Annotated in this window: 16 protein-coding genes; 15 read left to right on the forward strand and 1 reads right to left on the reverse strand. The window is 64.3% G+C overall.

Annotation, left to right across the window (positions count from 1 at the left end):
* Positions 1-4: 4 nt before the first annotated feature.
* Positions 5-751, reverse strand: coding sequence for an enoyl-CoA hydratase-related protein (locus tag ACF8EA_RS22490; protein ID WP_392523275.1), 747 nt, complete (start codon positions 749-751; stop codon positions 5-7).
* A gap of 116 nt (positions 752-867) precedes the next feature.
* Between ACF8EA_RS22490 and ACF8EA_RS22495 the strand changes: the two genes are divergently transcribed.
* The 15 genes from ACF8EA_RS22495 to ACF8EA_RS22565 all read left to right on the forward strand — a co-directional run bounded on the left by ACF8EA_RS22495 (position 868) and on the right by ACF8EA_RS22565 (position 19,831).
* The gene (locus ACF8EA_RS22495) at positions 868-1,512 is read left to right on the forward strand and encodes a TetR family transcriptional regulator C-terminal domain-containing protein (RefSeq protein ID WP_014756232.1); all 645 of its coding nucleotides are present in this window, start codon (positions 868-870) and stop codon (positions 1,510-1,512) included.
* 74 nt (positions 1,513-1,586) lie between these two features.
* Complete coding sequence (locus ACF8EA_RS22500) at positions 1,587-2,303, forward strand: response regulator (RefSeq protein WP_103444245.1); 717 nt, start codon at positions 1,587-1,589, stop codon at positions 2,301-2,303.
* Positions 2,300-3,082, forward strand: coding sequence for an ABC transporter substrate-binding protein (locus ACF8EA_RS22505; protein ID WP_279934839.1), 783 nt, complete (start codon positions 2,300-2,302; stop codon positions 3,080-3,082). Before ACF8EA_RS22500 ends, ACF8EA_RS22505 begins: the two co-directional genes overlap by 4 nt.
* A complete protein-coding gene (locus ACF8EA_RS22510; RefSeq protein ID WP_392523277.1) occupies positions 3,079-5,331 on the forward strand; it encodes an ATP-binding protein in 2,253 nt (750 codons plus the stop codon). Before ACF8EA_RS22505 ends, ACF8EA_RS22510 begins: the two co-directional genes overlap by 4 nt.
* A 196-nt stretch (positions 5,332-5,527) precedes the next feature.
* The gene (locus ACF8EA_RS22515; protein ID WP_021782066.1) at positions 5,528-6,934 is read left to right on the forward strand and encodes an amino acid permease; all 1,407 of its coding nucleotides are present in this window, start codon (positions 5,528-5,530) and stop codon (positions 6,932-6,934) included.
* 239 nt (positions 6,935-7,173) lie between these two features.
* On the forward strand, positions 7,174-7,968 hold the full coding sequence (locus ACF8EA_RS22520; RefSeq protein ID WP_392523278.1) for an enoyl-CoA hydratase/isomerase family protein: 795 nt from the start codon (positions 7,174-7,176) through the stop codon (positions 7,966-7,968).
* Positions 7,969-8,001: 33 nt separating this feature from the next.
* A complete protein-coding gene (locus ACF8EA_RS22525) occupies positions 8,002-9,162 on the forward strand; it encodes an acyl-CoA dehydrogenase family protein (protein WP_392523280.1) in 1,161 nt (386 codons plus the stop codon).
* Positions 9,163-9,179: 17 nt separating this feature from the next.
* The gene (locus ACF8EA_RS22530) at positions 9,180-11,297 is read left to right on the forward strand and encodes an acetate--CoA ligase family protein (RefSeq protein ID WP_392523282.1); all 2,118 of its coding nucleotides are present in this window, start codon (positions 9,180-9,182) and stop codon (positions 11,295-11,297) included.
* Positions 11,290-12,897, forward strand: a complete 1,608-nt coding sequence (locus ACF8EA_RS22535; RefSeq protein WP_392523283.1) for a 5-guanidino-2-oxopentanoate decarboxylase — start codon at positions 11,290-11,292, stop codon at positions 12,895-12,897. The genes ACF8EA_RS22530 and ACF8EA_RS22535 overlap by 8 nt, the downstream gene beginning before the upstream one ends.
* A 34-nt stretch (positions 12,898-12,931) precedes the next feature.
* The gene (gene alr, locus ACF8EA_RS22540) at positions 12,932-14,161 is read left to right on the forward strand and encodes an alanine racemase (protein WP_392523284.1); all 1,230 of its coding nucleotides are present in this window, start codon (positions 12,932-12,934) and stop codon (positions 14,159-14,161) included.
* A 24-nt stretch (positions 14,162-14,185) separates the two neighbouring features.
* Positions 14,186-15,376, forward strand: coding sequence for a pyridoxal phosphate-dependent aminotransferase (locus ACF8EA_RS22545; RefSeq protein ID WP_392523286.1), 1,191 nt, complete (start codon positions 14,186-14,188; stop codon positions 15,374-15,376).
* Between the two features lie 98 nt (positions 15,377-15,474).
* Entirely contained in the window at positions 15,475-16,176 is a 702-nt protein-coding gene (locus ACF8EA_RS22550; protein WP_021782059.1) for an NAD(P)H-dependent oxidoreductase, read from the forward strand.
* A gap of 208 nt (positions 16,177-16,384) precedes the next feature.
* Entirely contained in the window at positions 16,385-17,488 is a 1,104-nt protein-coding gene (locus ACF8EA_RS22555) for a polyamine ABC transporter substrate-binding protein (RefSeq protein ID WP_021782058.1), read from the forward strand.
* Between the two features lie 34 nt (positions 17,489-17,522).
* Complete coding sequence (locus ACF8EA_RS22560; protein ID WP_392523287.1) at positions 17,523-18,935, forward strand: aminotransferase; 1,413 nt, start codon at positions 17,523-17,525, stop codon at positions 18,933-18,935.
* Positions 18,932-19,831: a LuxR C-terminal-related transcriptional regulator gene (locus tag ACF8EA_RS22565; RefSeq protein WP_392523288.1), complete on the forward strand. Its 900-nt coding sequence runs from the start codon at positions 18,932-18,934 to the stop codon at positions 19,829-19,831. The genes ACF8EA_RS22560 and ACF8EA_RS22565 overlap by 4 nt, the downstream gene beginning before the upstream one ends.
* Positions 19,832-20,108: the final 277 nt, after the last annotated feature.

The following is a 20,108-nucleotide window of genomic DNA, read 5'->3' on the forward strand; positions in this document are numbered from 1 at the left end:
CCCTTCAATCCTTGATCATCCCTCGCAGCACTGCCCGCGCTTCTTCAGTACGCAAGCATTCGATGAACAGTCGGCTTTCCCGCGCCACCGTGGCCTCCAGCTCCGCCCGCTGGCTGTCCTTGAGCAGCCGCTTGCTGATCCGCAGTGCCGCCTGCGGGTAGCCTTGCAGCTGCCGCGCCAGCGTGCGGGCAGCGTCCAGGCACTGTTCGCCGTTTTCATGCAGCTCATTGGCCAGCCCCCAGGCCAGCATCTGTTCGCCATCCAGCAATGCACTGGTCAACAGCAAACGTGCCGCCCGGGCCTGGCCAAGCACACGCGGCAGCAGCAGGCTGGAACCAAACTCCGGGCACACACCCAGCGGCGCGAAAGGCATGCGCAGCTTGGTCGAGCGGCTGACCAGCACCTGGTCGCAGTGCAGCAACAGGGTGGCCCCGATGCCGATCGCCGCACCACTGACCGCTGCGATCAGCGGCTTGTCCAGGCCCATGACCACGTGCATCAGGCGGAACACCGGGCTGTCCAGGTCGCTGGGCGGGTTGTCGAGGAAGTCGCGAAGGTCGTTGCCAGCGCTGAAGCAGTGCGGCCCACCGGTGATGATGATGGCATCGACAGCGGGGTCTTCACCTGCTGCCAGCAACAGGTCACCCAGCAACTGGTACATGGCAGTGTTCAGGGCATTGAGCTTGTCGGGGCGGTTGAAGGCCAGGGTCAGCAGGCCTTGGTCCAGCTCGCGTGTGATCAGGTCGTTCATGGCAGCCGCTTTTGTTGTTGTGAGGGGGCCCTGCCGGGCAGTGGCGCTTAGGGTTTATCACGCAGTCCGGCTTGTTGTACAGTCGTTCAGCCCAGCCCCTAACCAGAGACCCACTGATGACTCAGGAAGCCCGCTACCACCGCATGCTGCCGGAATTGCGCAAAGCCAACCTGGTCGAGGCGACCCTGGTGTGCCTCAAACGCCATGGTTTCCAGGGGGCTTCGATCCGCAAGATCTCGGCCGAGGCCGGGGTCTCGGTCGGGCTGATCAGCCACCATTACGCGGGCAAGGACGAACTGGTTGCAGAGGCTTACATGGCCGTCACCGGTAGGGTGATGGGCCTGTTGCGTGAGGCCATGGCCCAGGCCGCGCCCAATGCCCGCGAGCGGCTGTCCGCGTTCTTTCGTGCCTCGTTCTGCGCCGAGCTGCTCGACCCGCAATTGCTCGATGCCTGGCTGGCCTTCTGGGGCGCGGTGAAGACCGCCGACGCGATCAACCAGGTGCACGACCACTCCTATGGCGAGTACCGCAACGAGCTTGGCCAGCTACTGGCCAGACTGGCCGAAGAGGAGGGCTGGCAGGGCTTCGATGCCGACCTGGCGGCCATCAGCCTGAGCGCCTTGCTCGACGGCCTGTGGCTGGAGTCGGGCCTGAACCCCGGCACCTTCAGCCCCGAGCAGGGCGTGATCATCTGCGAGGCCTGGGTCGACGGCCTGCAGGCCGGTGGCCGGAGGCGCTTCAGCCTGCCCGAGGGCTGTTGATCACCTGTTCAGTAACGAGTACGCTGCTGTCGCGAGTGTGTAGAACAACACCAATAAAAAAGAGACAACACGCAATGACGCCTCGGGTATTGATCGTCGATGACGATCCGCTTATTCGTGACTTGCTGCAGGCTTACCTGTCCCAGGAAGGCTACGACGTACACTGCGCCGATACAGCCGAAGGGGCCGAAGCCCTGCTTGCCAGCCAGGATGTCGACCTGGTGCTGCTGGACATCCGCCTGCCCGGCAAGGACGGCCTCACCCTGACCCGCGAACTGCGGGTGCGCTCGGAGGTTGGCATCATCCTCGTCACCGGGCGCAATGACGACATCGACCGCATCGTTGGCCTGGAATGCGGGGCAGATGACTACGTGATCAAACCGCTCAACCCCCGCGAGCTGGTGTCCCGGGCGAAAAACCTGATCCGCCGCGTGCGCCATGCCCGCGAGGCGCACCCCACCTCGGCCTGTGCGCAATCACTGAAGCAGTTCGCCGACTGGGCACTGGACACCGACCGCCGGCGCCTGATCGACGCCCGTGGCGGGCAAACCCTGCTGACCCACGGCGAGTTCCAGTTGCTCAGCGTGTTCCTGCGCAACAGTGGCCACACTCTCAGCCGCGACCAACTGATGGACCAGATTCGCAACCGCGAGTGGGTGCCCAACGACCGCTCCATCGACGTGCTGGTCGGCCGCCTGCGGCGCAAGCTGCATGACGACCCGGCCGAACCGCAGTTGATCATCACCATTCACGGCACCGGCTACCTGTTCACCGCCAGCGTGGCAGCATGATTCCTCGCGCCTGGCGGTTGGCGCTGGCCTTGACGTTGCCCACTCTACACGCCAGTGCCAGTGAACCGGTGCGTTACTGTGACTACCCGGTGTACCCGCCCATTTCCTGGAGCGACGGCCACCAGGTGCGGGGCCTGGCCCCGACCGTGGTGCGCGAACTGTTTGCGCGCATGGGCTACGAGGTGCAGACCGTGGTGCTGGGCAACTGGAAGCGCTGCCTGATGGACGCCGCCGCCGGGCGGGTGGACGTGGTGCTGGCCTACAACAGTGACCAGCGTGACCAGCGCATGCGTTTTTCCACAGAGCCGGTGGTGCGCGAGGAAGTGGCCGTGTTCTACAACCGCAAGCGGCCGGTGCAGTTCCAGCAGCTGGAGGACCTGGCGGGTTACCGCGGCGGCCTGCTGTACGGTGAAAGCTATGGCGCCGAGTTCGATCGCTTCGTCGCCCGCCACCAGAACATCGAGCGGGTATCGTCCAGCCAGCAGAACTTTGGCAAGCTGATCCGCGGGCGCATCGACTATGTGATTCAGGAGCGGCGCACCGGGCTGCTGTTCATCGAACACCTGCCCGGGGCGCAGGATATTCGCGCATTGCCCACGGCACTGAGCGTGGACTACCTGCGAGTTGCGGTATCGCGACAGTCACCCTTGAGCCAGCGCATGGCTGAAATCGATGCGCAGTTGCAGCGGATGAACCAGGCGGGTGAGATCGCGCGTTGGCTGGAGCAAAGTGAGGTCACTTACCGCGACATGATCAACCTGCCGGCGGATGCACGATGATCCACCTGCGCACCGATGGCCTGCTGCGTCGCCTGCTGCTGTTCATCCTGCTGTTCAGCTTGTGCTTCACGGTGCTGGCCAGCGGCGTGCAGTTGTACTTCGAGTACCGTCGCGAAATGCGGGATATAGAGGCACGCATGGCGTTGATCCGTGCCGGCTACCTGGCCAGCCTGGAACGCAGCCTGTGGGACCTCGACGAGGCGCAGCTGGATGTTCAGTTGCGCGGCCTGGTGGACTTTTCCGATGTGGCGCGGGTGCGTCTGCTCAGTGATGATTTCCCGCTGTTGCGCGGTGAGCCCGACCCCCAAGGGCCGCTGCGCATCGAGCGCTTTCCCCTCGACTACCAGCCGTTCTCAGGGCCGGTCAGGCATCTGGGGGAGCTGGAAGTCAGCATCGACCTTGGCGCGGTACACCGGCGGCTTTACGCCACGGGCCTTGCCAGCCTGCTATGGATGGGCGTGTTTCTGTGCGGCCTGGCAGTGGCGTTGTCAGGGCTGTTCTACCGTCTGGTCACCCGCCACCTGCAAGTGATGGCCGAGTTCGCCCGCCGCATTGGCGCCGGCCAGTGGCAGGAGCCCTTGCGCCTTGGCCGCCGCCGCTCATCGCGCCCCGACGAAATCGACACTGTGGCCAATGCCCTGGACGATATGCGCCGCGCCATCCTCAGCGATATCGAGCGCCGTGAGCGTGACCGCCTGGAACTGCAGGACAAACGCGACGAATTGCAGGCCATGGTCGAGCGGCGTACGGCCAGCCTGGCTCGGGCCAAGGACGAGGCCGAGGCTGCCAACCTGGCCAAGTCGCGCTTCTTGGCGACCATGAGCCATGAACTGCGCACGCCGCTCAACGGTATTCTGGGCATGGCCGAACTGCTGCGCGGCGGGCGCCTGGAGGTCGCCGACCGCCAGCGTGTCGAGGCCTTGTACAAGGCCGGCGAAGGGCTGTTGGCGATTCTCAACGAAGTGCTGTATTTCGCCCGGCTCGAAGAAGGCGAGAGCCGCGCCGAACGGGTGGTGTTTTCCTTGCGTCAGTTGTGCCAGGAAGTGCTGGCGTTGCTCGAACCCATGGCCATGGAGAATGCCGACACCCTGCAACTGCAGGTCGATGAGCAACTGGCCGCGTACCAGTACGGCGCAGAGCAGTACCTGCGACAGGTGCTGAGCAATCTGCTGGCCAATGCCATCAAGTTCACTGAGCACGGCCAGGTACAGCTTACAGTGCAGGTGCTTGCCGGTAACGAATGCTCGCAGCGCTTGCGGCTGTCGGTCCGTGACAACGGTATCGGCATCGAACCGGCCGTTCAGGCGAAGATCTTCGACCGTTTCGTCCAGGCCAGCGAAGCGGTGACCCAGCGCTATGGCGGCACTGGCCTGGGCCTGGCGATCTGCAAGCACCTGGTGGAGAAACTGGGCGGTAGCATCGGCCTTGAGAGCGTTCAAGGGCAGGGCAGCAGCTTTTGGTTCGAACTCGACATGGCTCGCGGGCAGCCTGTCTCGGCGGGTTTACCAGCCCCTTCGCCCTTGCCTAGCCTGGATATCCTGGTGGTCGAAGACGTTGCGCTGAACCGTGAGGTTGCCGGTGGCCTGCTGATGCGCGACGGTCACCGGGTAAGCTTTGCCGAAGACGCCAGCCAAGCCCTGCAGGCATGCGCGCAGCGGCGCTTCGACCTGGTTCTGCTGGACGTGCACTTGCCGGGCATGAACGGGGTGGCGTTGTGCCGACAGTTGCGTGCCTCGCCTGGGCCGAACCGCCACAGTCGGATCCTGGCGCTGACGGCCGGCGTGCAACCGGGCCAGGTAGCGGGTTATCTGGACGCTGGCATGCAGGGCGTACTGGCCAAGCCTTTGCGGCTGGACAACCTGCGCAGGGCGTTGGCTGACGTAGCGCCCGCTGAAGTGGCCAGCGCTGGCGCAGACATGGACTGGTCATTGCTCGACACCCACCGTTCACTGCTGGGGGAGCAGAAGTTGCAAGGCCTGCTGAAGGTCCTGCGCCAGTCACTGCAGCAGCACGCCACGGCGCTGGCCGAGGCGCTGCCAGCCCAGGACTTCACCGAAGTGCTGCACCTGGCCCACCGCCTGGCTGGCAGTTGCGATTCCCTGGGGTTTAGCGGGCTGGCTACGGTGTTGCGTGGTCTGGAGGTGGCGGCCCGGCAGCATGACCTACAGGCCATGCAAGCCCTCGGCAAGCCGCTGACCACCCAGCTAGGTCAGGCCAGTGCCACGCTGGAACAGTTGATCCAGGGCTGACGTACAAAAAACTTACGACTTTTTACATCTTCGATCCGTTCGTACAACGGCGCCTTACATCCGTTTCCAATAATCCATGGCAACCGTGTTGCACGCGGTCCATGAGGCTTATTGGAGACAAGAATAATGACATGCCGTAGCGCTCATCCCCTCATTCGAACCCTCCCACGCACCGGCCGCAAAGGCGAGGTGTGCCATGACTGACAGCGTTGAAAAGATCCAGCTCACCCGCGCCCTGAAAAGCCGGCACATCTTCATGCTGTCGCTGGGTGGGGTTATTGGCACCGGCCTGTTCATGGGCTCGGGCGTAACCATCAATCAGGGCGGGCCGGTGGGCGCGATCCTGGCCTACCTGGTCGCGGGCTTGCTGATGTACCTGGTGATGGTCTGCCTGGGCGAGCTGTCGGTGCAGATGCCAGTGTCCGGTTCGTTCCAGGCCCACGCCACCAAGTACATTGGCCCGGCCACCGGGTTCATGATCGGCTGGGTGTACTGGATGAGCTGGGCCACCACCGTAGGCCTGGAGTTCACCGCTGCCGGCATGTTGATGACCCGCTGGTTCCCGGAGGTGCCGATCTGGTACTGGTCGGCACTGTTCGTGGTGGTGCTGTTCGGCCTCAACGCCCTGGCCACGCGTGCCTTTGGCGAGGCCGAGTACTGGTTCTCGGGCATCAAGGTGGCAACCATCCTCGGCTTCATCGTCATTGGCCTGCTGGTGATCTTCGGTGCCATCCCCCTGAGCAGCGGGGCACCCGCACCGATGCTGAACAACCTGGTGGGCGAGTCGCTGTTCCCCCACGGCCTGTCGGCAGTGTTCGCGGTGATGATGACCGTGGTCTATGCCTTCCAGGGCTGCGAAATCATGGGGGTGGCTGCCGGTGAGACCGAGCACCCGGAAAAGAGCATCCCGCGGGCGGTGCGCAACGTGGTGTTCCGCGTGCTGATCTTCTATGTGCTGGCGATTGCCGTGCTGTCGGCCATTGTGCCGCACGAGCAGGCCGGGCTGATGGAAAGCCCGTTCGTGCAGGTGTTCGACATGGTCGGCATCCCTTACGCCGCCGACTTGATGAACTTCGTTATCCTCACGGCCATCCTCTCGGTGGGTAACTCCGGGTTGTATGCCTCTACGCGCATCCTCTGGGCCATGTCCAAGACTGGCATGGCACCCAAAAGCCTGTCGCCGCTGAGCAAGCGTGGCGTGCCGCTGCGGGCGCTGAGCATCACCCTGTGCTTTGCGCTGATTTCGCTGATGACCAGCTTCGTTGCGGCTGACACGCTGTTCATGGTGCTGATGGCGGTGAGCGGTATGTCCGGCACCGTGACCTGGATCGTCATCGCCCTGGCGCAGTACCGCTTCCGCAAGGCCTGGCTGCGCGACGGCGGGCAAGTGCAGGACCTGAAGTACAAGGCGCCGCTGTACCCACTGGTGCCGCTGCTGTGCATCACCCTGTGCAGTTCGCTGTTCGTGTTCCTGGCGCTGGATGAAACCCAGCGGCCGTCACTGTACTGGGGCTTTGGCTTCATTGCCCTGTGCTATGCGGCGTACTTCTTCGTCAACCGCCGCCGGCAGGGGGCCTTCGAGCCCAGCGCACCAAGGGTTTGATGCCGTAGCTCGTCGGCGGCAGGTGTTGGTCGCTGCATTTTCAGTACCTGTGAGGTCTTGCGCCGCCTGTGCGGCGCGCGATCTCACAGGCCATAAAGCCGTCATGACGAACACCCTTGTGTAACGCCAAACACCGAGTTGTGCGAAGTTGTAACAGCCCATCCCGCCTTGCTGAACACTCGTTTAGTATCTCTCTCGTCAAGCCCTCCAAAACCATCACAACAACACCGAGGCCCCCCATGACCACCCCGTCGTCGTCACTGTTGAGCAAGGTCGAAGCCGGCGTTGCCTGGATCACCCTCAACCGCCCCGAGCAACGCAACGCGCTGGACATTCCCACCCTCAAGCAACTGCACGCCTTGCTCGACAGCCATGCCAGCGACCTCACCGTTCGCGTGGTGGTGCTGACCGGCAGCGGCCGCAGCTTCTGCGCTGGCGCCGACCTGGCCGAATGGGCAGCCGCCGAAGCGGCGGGCACCCTGGAGAGCTACGGCTGGACCGAAACTGCCCATGCCCTGATGTTGCGCCTGCACAGCCTCGACAAACCCACCATCGCCGCCATCAACGGCACCGCTGTGGGTGGTGGCATGGACCTCAGCCTGTGCTGCGATCTGCGCATCGCCGCCGCCTCGGCGCGCTTCAAGGCCGGCTACACCAGCATGGGCTACAGCCCCGATGCCGGCGCCAGCTGGCACCTGCCACGGCTGATCGGTAGCGAGCAGGCCAAGCGCCTGCTGTTCCTCGACGAGTTGTGGGGCGCCGATCGCGCCCTGGCCGCCGGGTTGGTCAGCGAAGTCTGTGCCGACGAGCAGTTGCCTGCCGTCGTCGCCGAGCTGGCCGGGCGCCTGGCCAACGGCCCGACCTTCGCCTATGCGCAAACCAAGCGGCTGATACGCGACGGTGCCCGGCGCACGCTGGCTGAACAGCTGGAAGCCGAGCGCCACGCCGGCCTGTTGTGTGGCCGCAGCCAGGATGGCGCCGAGGCCCTGCAAGCCTCGGTGGAACGTCGCGCCCCCCGTTTTACCGGCCAGTAATCCGATACCCGACCCTCATCAGGACCTTCGCAGATGAATTTCCAACTGACCCAAGAACAAGAAATGTTGGTGGAAGCGGTACGCAGCTTTGTTGCCAAAGAGCTGCTGCCCCATGAGGAAGCGGTGGACCGCGCCGACGCCGTGTCACCCGAGCTGGCAGCGCAGATCCGTGGCAAGGCCATCGCTGCCGGGTTCTATGCCTTCAACATGCCCGAGGAAGTGGGAGGGGGCGGCCTGGACTACCTGTCCCAGGCGCTGATCGAACGTGAGCTGTCCAAGGTGTCCTGGGCGCTGCATGTCTTCGTTGCGCGGCCGTCGAAAATCCTCATGGCCTGCAAGGACGAGCAGATCAACGACTACCTGTTGCCGTGTGTACAGGGCGAGAAGATCGACTGCTTCGCCCTCACCGAACCGGGCGCCGGCTCTGATGCCAACGCCATCAAGACCCGCGCCGTGCGCCAGGGCGATGACTTTGTCATCAACGGTAGCAAGCACTTCATCAGCCACGCGGGCCACGCCGATTTCGCCATTGTCTTCGCTGTCACCGACACCTACGAGCACAACGGGCGCAAGCGCAATGCGGTCACCGCCTTGCTGGTCGACCGGGGTACGCCGGGCATGACCATCCGCCGTGGTCCCAAGTGCGTGAGCAACCGTGGTTATCACACCTACGAGCTGTTCTTCGGCGACTGCCGGGTGCCGGCCAGCAAGGTGCTGGGCGAAGTCGGCAAGGGCTGGGAAGTGGCCAACGCCTGGCTTACCGCCGGCCGGGTGATGGTCGCCGCCAACTGCGTGGGCCAGGCCCAGCGCGCCCTCGACCTGTCACTGCAATGGGCCGCCGACCGCAAGCAGTTCGGCCAGGCCATCGGCAGCTATCAGGGGGTGTCGTTCAAGTTGGCCGACATGGCCACGCAGATCCGCGCGGCCGAGATGCTCACCCTGCACACCGCCTGGAAGATGGACCAGGGCAACATGACCGACGGTGAGGCCGGCATGGCCAAGCTGTTTGCCAGCGAAGTGCTCGGCAAGGTCGCCGACGAAGCGGTGCAGATCTTCGGTGGCATGGGCCTGATGGATGAAGGGCCGGTTGAGCGCATCTGGCGCAACGCGCGTATCGAGCGCATCTGGGAGGGCACCTCGGAAATCCAGCGGCATATCATCGCCCGCGAACTGCTGCGCCCGCTGCTGCGCTGAGCGCCAGGAGAACACCCATGTCGCAATCGATTCGTGACAACCTCAAGCGCCTGCTGGCGCCCCGGCACCTGGCTTTTATCGGCGGGCGCAGCATGGCGCGGGCGCTCAAGCGATGCGCCGAAGGTGGCTTTGCCGGTGAGCTGTGGCTGGTCAACCCGCAGCATGAAAGCCTCGAAGGCATCCCCTGCGTGGCACGGGTGGCCGACTTGCCCTACGCCCCGGACGCAGTGTTCATCGCCACCAACAGTGAGCTGACCCTGCAGTGTGTTGCCGAGCTGGCTGCTCGCGGGGCCGGCGGCGCCATCTGCTATGCCTCTGGCTTTGCCGAAAGCGGGGAGGAGGGCTACCAGTTGCAGCAACGCCTACTCGACGTCGCCGGCAACATGGCCTTGCTCGGCCCCAACTGCTATGGCTTGCTCGACTATCTGCACGGTGCCGCCCTGTGGCCGGTGGCGCATGGTGGCCAGCAGGTGGAGAAGGGGGTGGCGATCCTCACGCAAAGTGGCAACTTCGCCTATAACCTGTCCATGAGCGACCGCTCCCTGCCGGTGGCCTACATGGCCTCGGTCGGCAACCAGGCGCAACTGGGTGTGGCCGAGCTGATGGATGTACTGCTCGACGACCCACGGGTAACCGCCATCGGCCTGCACCTGGAAGGCCTGAAGAACGTGCCGGGCTTCGCCCGCGCCGCGTGCAAGGCGCTGCAGCAGGGCACGCCGATCATTGCATTGAAGACGGGCGTTTCGCAGATCGGCGCTGAACTGGCGCTCAGCCACACCAGCTCGTTGTCTGGCTCTGATGCGTTGTACGACAGCCTGTTCCAGCGCCTGGGGGTGATCCGCGTCAGCGGCCCGGTGAGCTTTGTCGAAACGCTCAAGGCCGCAGCTTGCGGACGCTTGCCGGCAGATGGCGAGCTGATTGCGCTGGCCTGCTCAGGCGGCGATGCCGGCCTGATTGCCGACTATGCCGAACGCCACGATCTGCAACTGCCGAAGCTCGAGCAAGGGCAGGTGGCGGCACTGGCGGAGGTGTTGCCGCGCTATGCCAACCTGGTCAACCCACTGGACTTCACCACTGCCATCTGGGGCGATGAGGCCGCCCTGCAACGCATGCTCGACAGCACCCTGAGCGGCGCCGCGGGCGCGGCGATGCTGGTGCTGGACTACCCGGCGGCGTTCACTGGCGAGCGCAAGGAATGCGACCTGCTGCTGGGGTTGTACTGCGATGCCGTTGAACGCCACGGCAAGATCGGCTTCGTCACTTCGGCTTTCCCGGAACTGTTGCCTGCCAGTGCGCGTGAGCGCCTGCATGCACGGGGCATCGCTGCCCTGCAGGGCGTGGAAGACGGACTGGCGGCCTGGGGCCGTATCGTCGCTTACCAAAGGAGCCGCCAGCGGTTGCTGGACCAGGGCGAGGCTGCGCGGGTACCGCTGTGCCCCCAGGCCCTCACGGGCGAAAGCCTACTGTTGGACGAATGGCAATCCAAGCAGGCCCTGCGCGCCTTCGGCCTGCCCGTGCCTGCGGGCGTGCTGAGTACACCCGAATGCGCCGTGGCAGACGCCGCCCGCGTGGGTTACCCGCTGGTACTGAAGGCTGTCAGCGCGCAGCTGCCGCACAAGACCGAAGCTGGCGCCGTGGCGTTGAACCTGCGCGATGCCCGCGCCCTGGAAGCTGCACTGGTGCAGATGCGCCAGCGCATCGCTGCCTACGCCCCGCACGTCGCGTTCGACCAGGTGCTGCTCGAGCCCATGGCCGAGCCGCCCTTGGCCGAGCTCATAGTGGGCATCAAGCGTGAACACGACTTTGCCCTGGCCCTGGTGATCGGTGCCGGCGGCGTGCTGGTCGAACTGCTCAAGGACAGTGTCAGCCTGTTGCTGCCCACTACCGACAGCGCCATCCGAGCTGCGCTGCTGAGCCTGCGCAGTGCCAGCCTGCTGCAAGGCTTCCGTGGCCGTCCGGCCGCCAACCTCGATGCCTTGGTCTCGGCCATCCGCGCGGTGGCCGATTACGCCTGCGAAAACGCCGGGCAGTTGCTGGAGCTGGATGTGAACCCATTGATGGTCGGTGCCAATGGCACCACCGCGGTCGACGCGCTGATCCGCCTCGGCCAGGCGCAAGGAGAACGACATGAATGACCTTACCCTGACTGCCGGCCAGGCGCTGGTGCGGTTGTTGGCCAACTACGGCGTGGAGACCGTGTTCGGCATCCCCGGGGTACACACTCTTGAGCTGTACCGTGGTCTGCCGGGCAGCGGCATTCGCCATGTGTTGACCCGCCACGAGCAGGGCGCCGGTTTCATGGCCGATGGCTATGCGCGGGTCAGTGGCAAGCCGGGGGTGTGCTTCGTCATTACCGGCCCCGGCGTGACCAACGTCGCCACCCCCATCGGCCAAGCCTATGCCGACTCGGTGCCGATGCTGGTGATTTCCAGCGTCAACCACACCGCCAGCCTGGGCAAGGGCTGGGGCTGCCTGCATGAAACCCAGGACCAGCGCGCGATGACTGCGCCCATCACGGCGTTTTCTGCGGTGGCCCTGCGGGGCGACGACTTGCCCGAGCTGATCGCGCGTGCCTGGGCAGTGTTCGATAGCGAACGACCGCGCCCGGTGCATATTTCGGTGCCCCTGGACGTGCTGGCGGCATCGGTCAGCCGGGACTGGAGCGATGAGGTGGTACGTCGGCCGGGGCGTGGCCAGCCGTGCCGCGAAACCCTCGAACAGGCTGCCCTGAAGCTCGCCGCCGCCAAGCGGCCAATGATCATTGCCGGTGGGGGCGCGTTGCACGCGGCTGAACAGTTGCAGCAACTCAGTGCACGGCTGGCGGCGCCTCTGTTCACCAGCGTGGCCGGCAAGGGCTTGCTGCCGCCAGACGCGCCACTCAATGCCGGCGCCAGCCTGTGCGTCGAACCCGGCTGGCAGTTGATCAGCCAGGCTGATGTGGTGCTTGCCGTAGGCACCGAAATGGCCGACACCGACTTCTGGCGCGAGCGCCTGCCGATCCGCGGCGAGCTGCTGCGCGTCGACATCGACCCGCGCAAGTTCAACGATTTCTACCCCTGTGCCATTGCCCTGCAGGGCGATGCCCGGCAAACCGTGGACGGTTTGCTCGAACACCTGCCCGCACTTCAGCGTGACCCGGCTCAGTCCAGTGAGGCGGTGGCCAACCTGCGCCAGGCCATCCGCAGTGGGCATGCCCCGTTGCAGGCCACGCACCAGGCCATTCTGGACCGTATCGCCGCCGTACTGCCCGACGATGCCTTCATCAGTAGCGACATGACCCAGCTGGCCTATACCGGCAACTACGCCTTCGCCAGCCGGGCACCACGTAGCTGGCTACACCCCACCGGCTACGGCACCCTCGGCTACGGCCTGCCGGCCGGCATTGGTGGCATGTTCGCCAGCGACCACCGCCCCGGCCTGGTACTGGTGGGTGATGGCGGCTTCCTGTACACCGCCCAGGAGCTGGCCACTGCCGTCGAGGAGCTGCACCGGCCGCTGGTGGTGTTGCTTTGGAACAATGACGCCCTCGGCCAGATCCGCGACGATATGCTCGGCCTGGATATCGAGCCGGTCGGCGTGCTGCCGCGCAACCCGGATTTCATCGGCCTGGCCCGCGCCTTCGGTTGCACCGTGCACCAGCCACGTGACCTGGACGCGCTGCAGGCCGACCTGGCCAGTGGCTTCGCCACCCCCGGCGTGACGTTCATCGAACTCAAACACACCTGCGTCTGTTAAGGCGCGCACAACGACAAGAACACGAGTAACCACCATGCCCTTTCGCCGTACCCTTCTGGCTGCATCCCTGGCACTTCTGATCACCGGCCAGGCCCCCCTGTATGCGGCACCCCCGTTGTCGATGGACAACGGCACCAACGCCCTGACCGTGCAAAACAGCAACGCCTGGGTCGAGGTCAGTGCCAGCGCCCTGCAACACAACATCCGCACCCTGCAGGCTGAATTGGCTGGCAAGTCCAGGCTGTGCGCCGTGCTCAAGGCCGATGCCTATGGCCATGGTATCGGTCTGGTGATGCCGTCGATCATCGCCCAGGGCGTGCCCTGCGTGGCGGTGGCCAGCAACGAGGAGGCCCGGGTGGTCCGCGCCAGCGGCTTCACCGGGCAACTGGTGCGGGTCCGTGCGGCCAGCCTGAGCGAGCTGGAAGATGCCTTGCAGTACGACATGGAAGAGCTGGTTGGCAGCGCTGAGTTTGCCCGCCAGGCTGATGCCATCGCCGCGCGCCATGGCAAGACCCTGCGCATCCATCTGGCCTTCAACTCCAGCGGCATGAGCCGTAACGGAGTGGAGATGGCCACCTGGTCCGGCCGCGGTGAAGCGCTGCAGATCGCCGACCAGAAGCACCTCGAACTGGTTGCGCTGATGACCCACTTCGCTGTGGAAGACAAGGACGATGTACGCAAGGGCCTGGCGGCATTCAACGAGCAGACCGACTGGTTGATCAAGCACGCCAGGTTAGACCGCAACAAGCTCACCCTGCACGCTGCCAACTCGTTCGCTACGCTGGAAGTGCCGGAAGCGCGCCTGGACATGGTACGAACGGGGGGCGCGCTGTTCGGCGACACCGTGCCGGGGCGTACCGAGTACAAACGTGCAATGCAGTTCAAATCGCGCGTGGCGGCGGTGCACAGCTATCCGGCCGGCAACACCGTGGGCTATGACCGTACCTTCACCCTGGCCCGTGATTCGCGCCTGGCCAACATTACGGTCGGGTACTCCGACGGCTACCGCCGGGTATTCACCAACAAGGGCCATGTGCTGATCAACGGCCACCGTGTGCCGGTCGTGGGCAAGGTGTCGATGAACACGCTGATGGTCGATGTCACCGACTTCCCTGATGTGAAGGGGGGTAACGAAGTGGTGCTGTTCGGCAAGCAGGCCGGGGGCGAAATCACCCAGGCCGAGATGGAAGAAATCAACGGCGCGTTGCTCGCCGATTTGTACACCGTATGGGGCAGTTCCAACCCGAAGATGCTCGTCGACTGAAATTGCCATTGAAAGGAGATTGCCATGCGCTACGCCAAGCTCACCCAACGCATCGCCGGCGACGGGGCCGCGGCCTGGGACATCCACTACCGCGCCCTGGCGCTGCAGGCCGAGGGCAAGGACATCCTGCTGCTGTCGGTGGGTGACCCGGACTTCGACACTCCCGCGCCTATCGTCGAGGCGGCCATCGACAGCCTGCGCGCTGGTCATACCCATTACGCCGATGTACGCGGCAAGCTGGCGCTGCGCCAGGCCATCGCCAACCGTCACCGGCAACGCAGCGGCCAGGCGGTGAGCGCCGACCAGGTAACGGTGCTGGCGGGTGCCCAGTGCGCGTTGTTCTGCGTGGCCCAGTGCATACTCGACCCAGGCGACGAGGTGATCGTTGCCGAACCGATGTATGTCACTTACGAGGCCGTGTTCGGTGCCTGCGGCGCCAAGGTGGTGCCGGTACCGGTCAAGCCCGAGAATGGCTTTCGCGTGTGCCCGCGTGACGTCGCCGAGTGCATTACCCCGCGCACCCGCGCCCTGGCCCTGAACAGCCCGCACAACCCTTCAGGGGCGAGCCTGCCGCGCGCCACCTGGGAGGCGCTGGCCGAACTGTGCATTGCCCATGATCTGTGGCTGATCTCTGACGAGGTCTACAGCGAGCTGCTGTATGAAGGCGAGCATGTCAGCCCCGGCAGCCTGCCGGGCATGGCCGAGCGCACCGCAACGCTGAACAGCCTGTCGAAATCGCATGCTATGACCGGCTGGCGTATTGGATGGGTGGTCGGTTCGACAGCGCTGGCCACGCATCTGGAAAACCTCGCCCTGTGCATGCTCTACGGTTTGCCGGACTTCATCCAGGATGCCGCCATGGTGGCGCTGGAGCACCCGTTGCCCGAACTGGACGCCATGCGCGAAGCCTACCGCCAGCGGCGCGATCTGGTGTGCGAGCAGCTGGCTGGCTGCCCGGGCCTGAAGGCGTTGAAGCCCGATGGTGGCATGTTCGTGATGGTCGACATCCGTGAAACCGGCGTTAGCGCCCAGGCCTTTGCCGACTACCTGCTGGACAGCCAGGGCGTGTCGGTGCTTGCCGGCGAAGCGTTCGGCCCCAGTGCTGCCGGGCATATCCGCCTGGGCCTGGTGCTGGGCAATGCGGCGCTGGTCGATGCCTGCCAGCGCATTGCCCGCTGTGCCGGCGAACTGATGCACGGGCAGACGGTTGCGTGAGCACTCTGTCCAGCGTACGCGCCGCCTGGGTCTGGAGGAAGGCGCGTGCTGCTGAACCACTGCGGCAAGATAACCTGTTTTGTGTGAGGAGAATGCTTGTGAATGTACTGATCGTCCATGCTCACCCCGAGCCGCAATCGTTCACGGCTGCCCTGCGTGATCAGGCGGTGGAAACCTTTCGCGCCCAAGGCCATCAGGTGCAGGTCAGCGACTTGTACGCGATGGGCTGGAACCCGGTGGCCAGTGCCGATGACTTTACCCAGCGCGAGAACCCCGAGTACCTCGTGTATGCGCTGGAGCAGCGTCAGGGCGTCAAGCGCGGTGCCCTTGCCGCAGACATCCAGCAGGAGCTGGACAAACTGTTGTGGGCCGATTTGCTGGTGTTGAACTTCCCGATTTTCTGGTTCTCGGCACCGGCCATGCTCAAGGGCTGGATCGACCGGGTGCTGGTGTCGGGGGTGTGCTATGGCGGCAAGCGCTTCTACGACCAGGGCGGGTTGGCCGGCAAGAGGGCGCTGGTGACCGTGACCCTGGGCGGGCGCGAGCACATGTTTGGCGACGGCGCGATTCACGGGCCGCTGGAAGACATGCTGCGGCCGATTCTGCGTGGCACGCTGGCCTATGTCGGGTTCGAGGTGCTGCCGCCGTTCGTGGCGTGGCATGTGCCGTACATCAGTGCTGATGCGCGGCAGGACTTTCTGCAGCAATACCGGCAGCGTCTGGAGCAGCTCTCGGACGACCAACCTCTGGTGTTCCCGCGCCTGGCACAGTTCGATGAAGCGTTGTACCCCCTCAGCTGACACCCCACGCTGCTCTCAAGGCTGGCGGTAAGCCTGCAGAAGGTTGCCCAGCCTTTGGAGCCCTCGCTAAGTCAACGCATTAGCGGTTGTTCCCTGAGAGCGGCACTAAATACGGCTACCCACACATTCGGGGTATGTCACCCTTGGGCGAATCCACCGATAGTGAACTCATCGGCTCGATCCGGAGCACTCACACGATGGAGTTGCCATGCGCAAGGTACTGAAGGTGATGGGCGGTCTGCTGCTGGCGTCTGGCGCCAGCCTGGCCCAGGCGGCAGAGGTGGACAGCGGTAACACGTTACGGTTGTACAACTGGACCGACTACATCGGCGAAACCACCCTGGCCGACTTCGAGAAGGCCACCGGCATCAAGGTCATCTACGACACCTTTGATGGCTACGAAACGGTACAGACCAAACTGCTCACCGGCCGTTCCGGCTACGATCTGGTCATGCTCAATGCCGCGCTGGTACCCCCGCTGATCAGCGCCGGCGTGTTCCAGGCACTGGACAAGCAGCAACTGCCTAGCTGGCAAAACCTCGATCAGCAGGTGGTCAACAACCTGCAGGGCTACGACCCTGGCCTGAAGTACTCGGCGCCCTATACCTGGGGCAGTTCAGGAGTCACCTACAACGTCGACAAGATCACCGCACGCATGCCCGACGCGCCGATCGGTTCGCTGGCCATGCTGTTCGACCCCAAGATCGTCTCGCGCTTCGCCGACTGCGGCGTCACCCTGATGGACGCGCCTACCGAGGTCATTCCGCTGGCCCTGCAGTACCTGGGCAAGGACCCACGCAGCGCGTCGCCTGCCGACCTCAAGGCGGCCGAGCAACTGCTGCTGGGCATCCGCCCCTACATTCGCAAGTTCGATTCGGTGAATTACCTCACCAGCCTGCCCAACGGCGATGTCTGCCTGGCGCTGACCTGGTCCGGTGACTATGCCACCGCCCAGGCCCGCGCGGTGGAAGCGAAGAAGGACATCAAACTGTCGTTCTTCATCCCCCAGGAAGGCTCGCTGATCTGGTTCGACAACCTGTACATCCCCAAGGATGCGCCGCACGCGGCCAACGCGCACCGCTTCATCGAGTTCTTGTTGCAGCCGCAGACCATGGCCAAGGTCACCAACTACATCCACTACGCCAACAGCAACGCTGCCGCTACCGCGCTGGTGCGTGATGACATTCGCCAGGACCCGGCCATCTACCCCGACGCACCCACCCGCGAACGGCTGTTCGCACAGAAAACCCAGAGCCCGAAGGACATGCGCGCCATCACCCGGGTCTGGAGCACGGTCAAGACCGGTTTCTGAACACCGCCCAACGATTCCCGCCAAGGAGCTGCCCATGGCCACCCCAAGCAAAGCATTCGCCATTGCCCACGACCCGCTGGTGGACGCCGACAAGGCCCACTACATGCACGGCTACCATGTGTTCGACGAGCACCGCGAGCAAGGTGCATTGAACATCGTCGCCGGTGAGGGCGCCTATATTCGCGACACCCATGGCAACCGTTTCCTCGATGCCGTCGGCGGCATGTGGTGCACCAACATTGGCCTGGGCCGTGAGGAAATGGCCGTGGCCATCGCTGACCAGGTGCGCCAGCTGGCCTATTCCAACCCGTTCTCCGACATGGCCAACGACGTCGCCATCGAACTGTGCCAGAAGCTCGCGCAGCTGGCGCCGGGTGACTTGAACCATGTGTTCCTCACCACGGGCGGCTCCACCGCGGTCGATACGGCCTACCGGCTGATCCAGTACTACCAGAACTGCCGCGGCAAGCCGCACAAGAAGCACATCATCGCCCGTTACAACGCCTACCACGGCTCCACCACCCTGACCATGTCGATTGGCAACAAGGCCGCCGACCGGGTGCCGGAGTTCGATTACCACCATGACCTGATCCACCACGTCTCCAACCCCAACCCGTACCGCGCGCCAGACGACATGGACGAGGCGGAGTTCCTCGACTTCCTGGTGGCCGAGTTCGAGGACAAGATCCTCTCGCTGGGTGCCGACAACGTGGCGGCATTCTTCGCCGAGCCGATCATGGGCTCGGGCGGGGTGATCATTCCGCCCGAGGGGTACTTCCAGCGCATGTGGCAGCTGTGCCAGACCTACGACATCCTGTTCGTCGCCGACGAAGTGGTGACCTCGTTCGGGCGCCTGGGCACCTTCTTCGCCAGCGAGGAACTGTTTGGCGTCGTCCCTGACATCATCACCACCGCCAAAGGCCTGACCTCGGCGTACCTGCCGCTGGGCGCGTGTATTTTTTCCGAGCGCATCTGGCAAGTGATTGCCGAGCCGGGCAAGGGCCGTTGCTTCACCCACGGTTTCACCTACAGCGGCCACCCGGTGTGTTGCACGGCGGCGCTGAAGAACATCGAGATCATCGAGCGCGAGCAACTGCTCGATCATGTCAAGGACGTGGGGGGATACCTTGAGCAACGTTTGCAGAGCCTGCGCGAGCTGCCGCTGGTGGGGGATGTGCGCTGCATGAAGCTGATGGCCTGTGTCGAGTTCGTCGCCAACAAGGCCAGCAAGGCACTGTTCGCCGATGAGGTGAACATCGGCGAGCGGATCCACAGCAAGGCGCAGGAAAAAGGCTTGCTGGTGCGTCCGATCATGCACCTGAACGTGATGTCGCCTCCGTTGATCATCACCCATGCACAGGTGGACGAGATCGTCGAGACCCTGCGCCAGTGCATCATCGAAACCGCGCGTGAACTCACGGCGCTTGGCCTGTACCAAGGCCGATGAACCTGGCGCAAATGGCTGTGCGCGGGCGTGCCTGGCAGGCTAGACTGCCGGGCATGACCCAGGCCTCCCCCGATACCCCGCTTACCCTCACAATGGGCGCGCTGCAGCAGTGGCACGCGGCGTTGCAACGCGCCCTGGCCAATGGCGAAACCCCCGAGGCGCTGGAGTATGTGGCCGCTGCCATCGGCCAGTTGGTGCAGGTGGAGTCGATGATGATCAGCCTTGAGTGCCAGGGGCGGGCACCGCAGTTGCTGTACCAGCAAGGCATCCCCGAACGGCACCGGGCCGCCGTGCTGGAGCGCTATTTCAGTGCCGGCTACCTGCTGGACCCTTTCTGCCTTGCCGTGCAAAGCGGCCTGGCCGAAGGCTTCTACCACCTGCAGGAAATCGCCCCCGACAACTTCTTCGACAGCGACTACTACAAGGCCTATTACCTGGGTACAGGTTGCAGTGAGGACAGCTACTACATCGTCGACCTCAGCGCAGGCCGCAAGCTGTCGCTGAGCCTGTTCCAGGGCTGCAGCGGCACCCGCCTGAATGCCGGGCAGGTCGACCTGTTGCGTGCGTTGGAGCCGATGGTGCGCGAACTGCTGGGGCGTTATGCCCGGCACAACCTGGAACCGGGCGCTGCATCAACCGAGCGCAGCAGCCTGCAGGCAGCGTTCGACAGCTTCGGCTGCCAGGTGCTGACCGACCGCGAGCGGGAAGTGGCGCACATGATCTTGCGCGGGCACTCGGTGAAATCTACCGCGCTGGAGCTGGGTATCTCGCCGGAGACCGTGCGCATGCACCGCAAGAACCTGTACATGAAACTTGAGATCAACTCGCAATCGGAGTTGTTTGCACGGTTTATCGACTGGTTACGCGGTGATCATTTACCGACGATTTCTGATTGACTGTCTTGAGCCTTGGCAATTCGCGTGTCGCAGCATGAAACAGCTCAATGGGAGATCACCCAGCCCTTCCGGGCTGCGCTGTCGCACAGCAAACAGGATGCGCATGACGTCAGATCTGCACTGACATCGAGATCTAGAAAAGCATTCGCCGACTGATCCGGGTAGGTTAGCCGCCGAATACTTCGCTATGGTTCCCAATGCGCGGGAAAGAGGCCGTAGACCGCACTGGTGTGCTGCTTTGCTCCCGAATGAGAGAGTGGCCCAAATGGCATCGGCG

The organism is Pseudomonas sp. YQ_5, assembly GCF_043103305.1.
Classification (GTDB): Bacteria; Pseudomonadota; Gammaproteobacteria; order Pseudomonadales; family Pseudomonadaceae; genus Aquipseudomonas; species Aquipseudomonas putida_Y.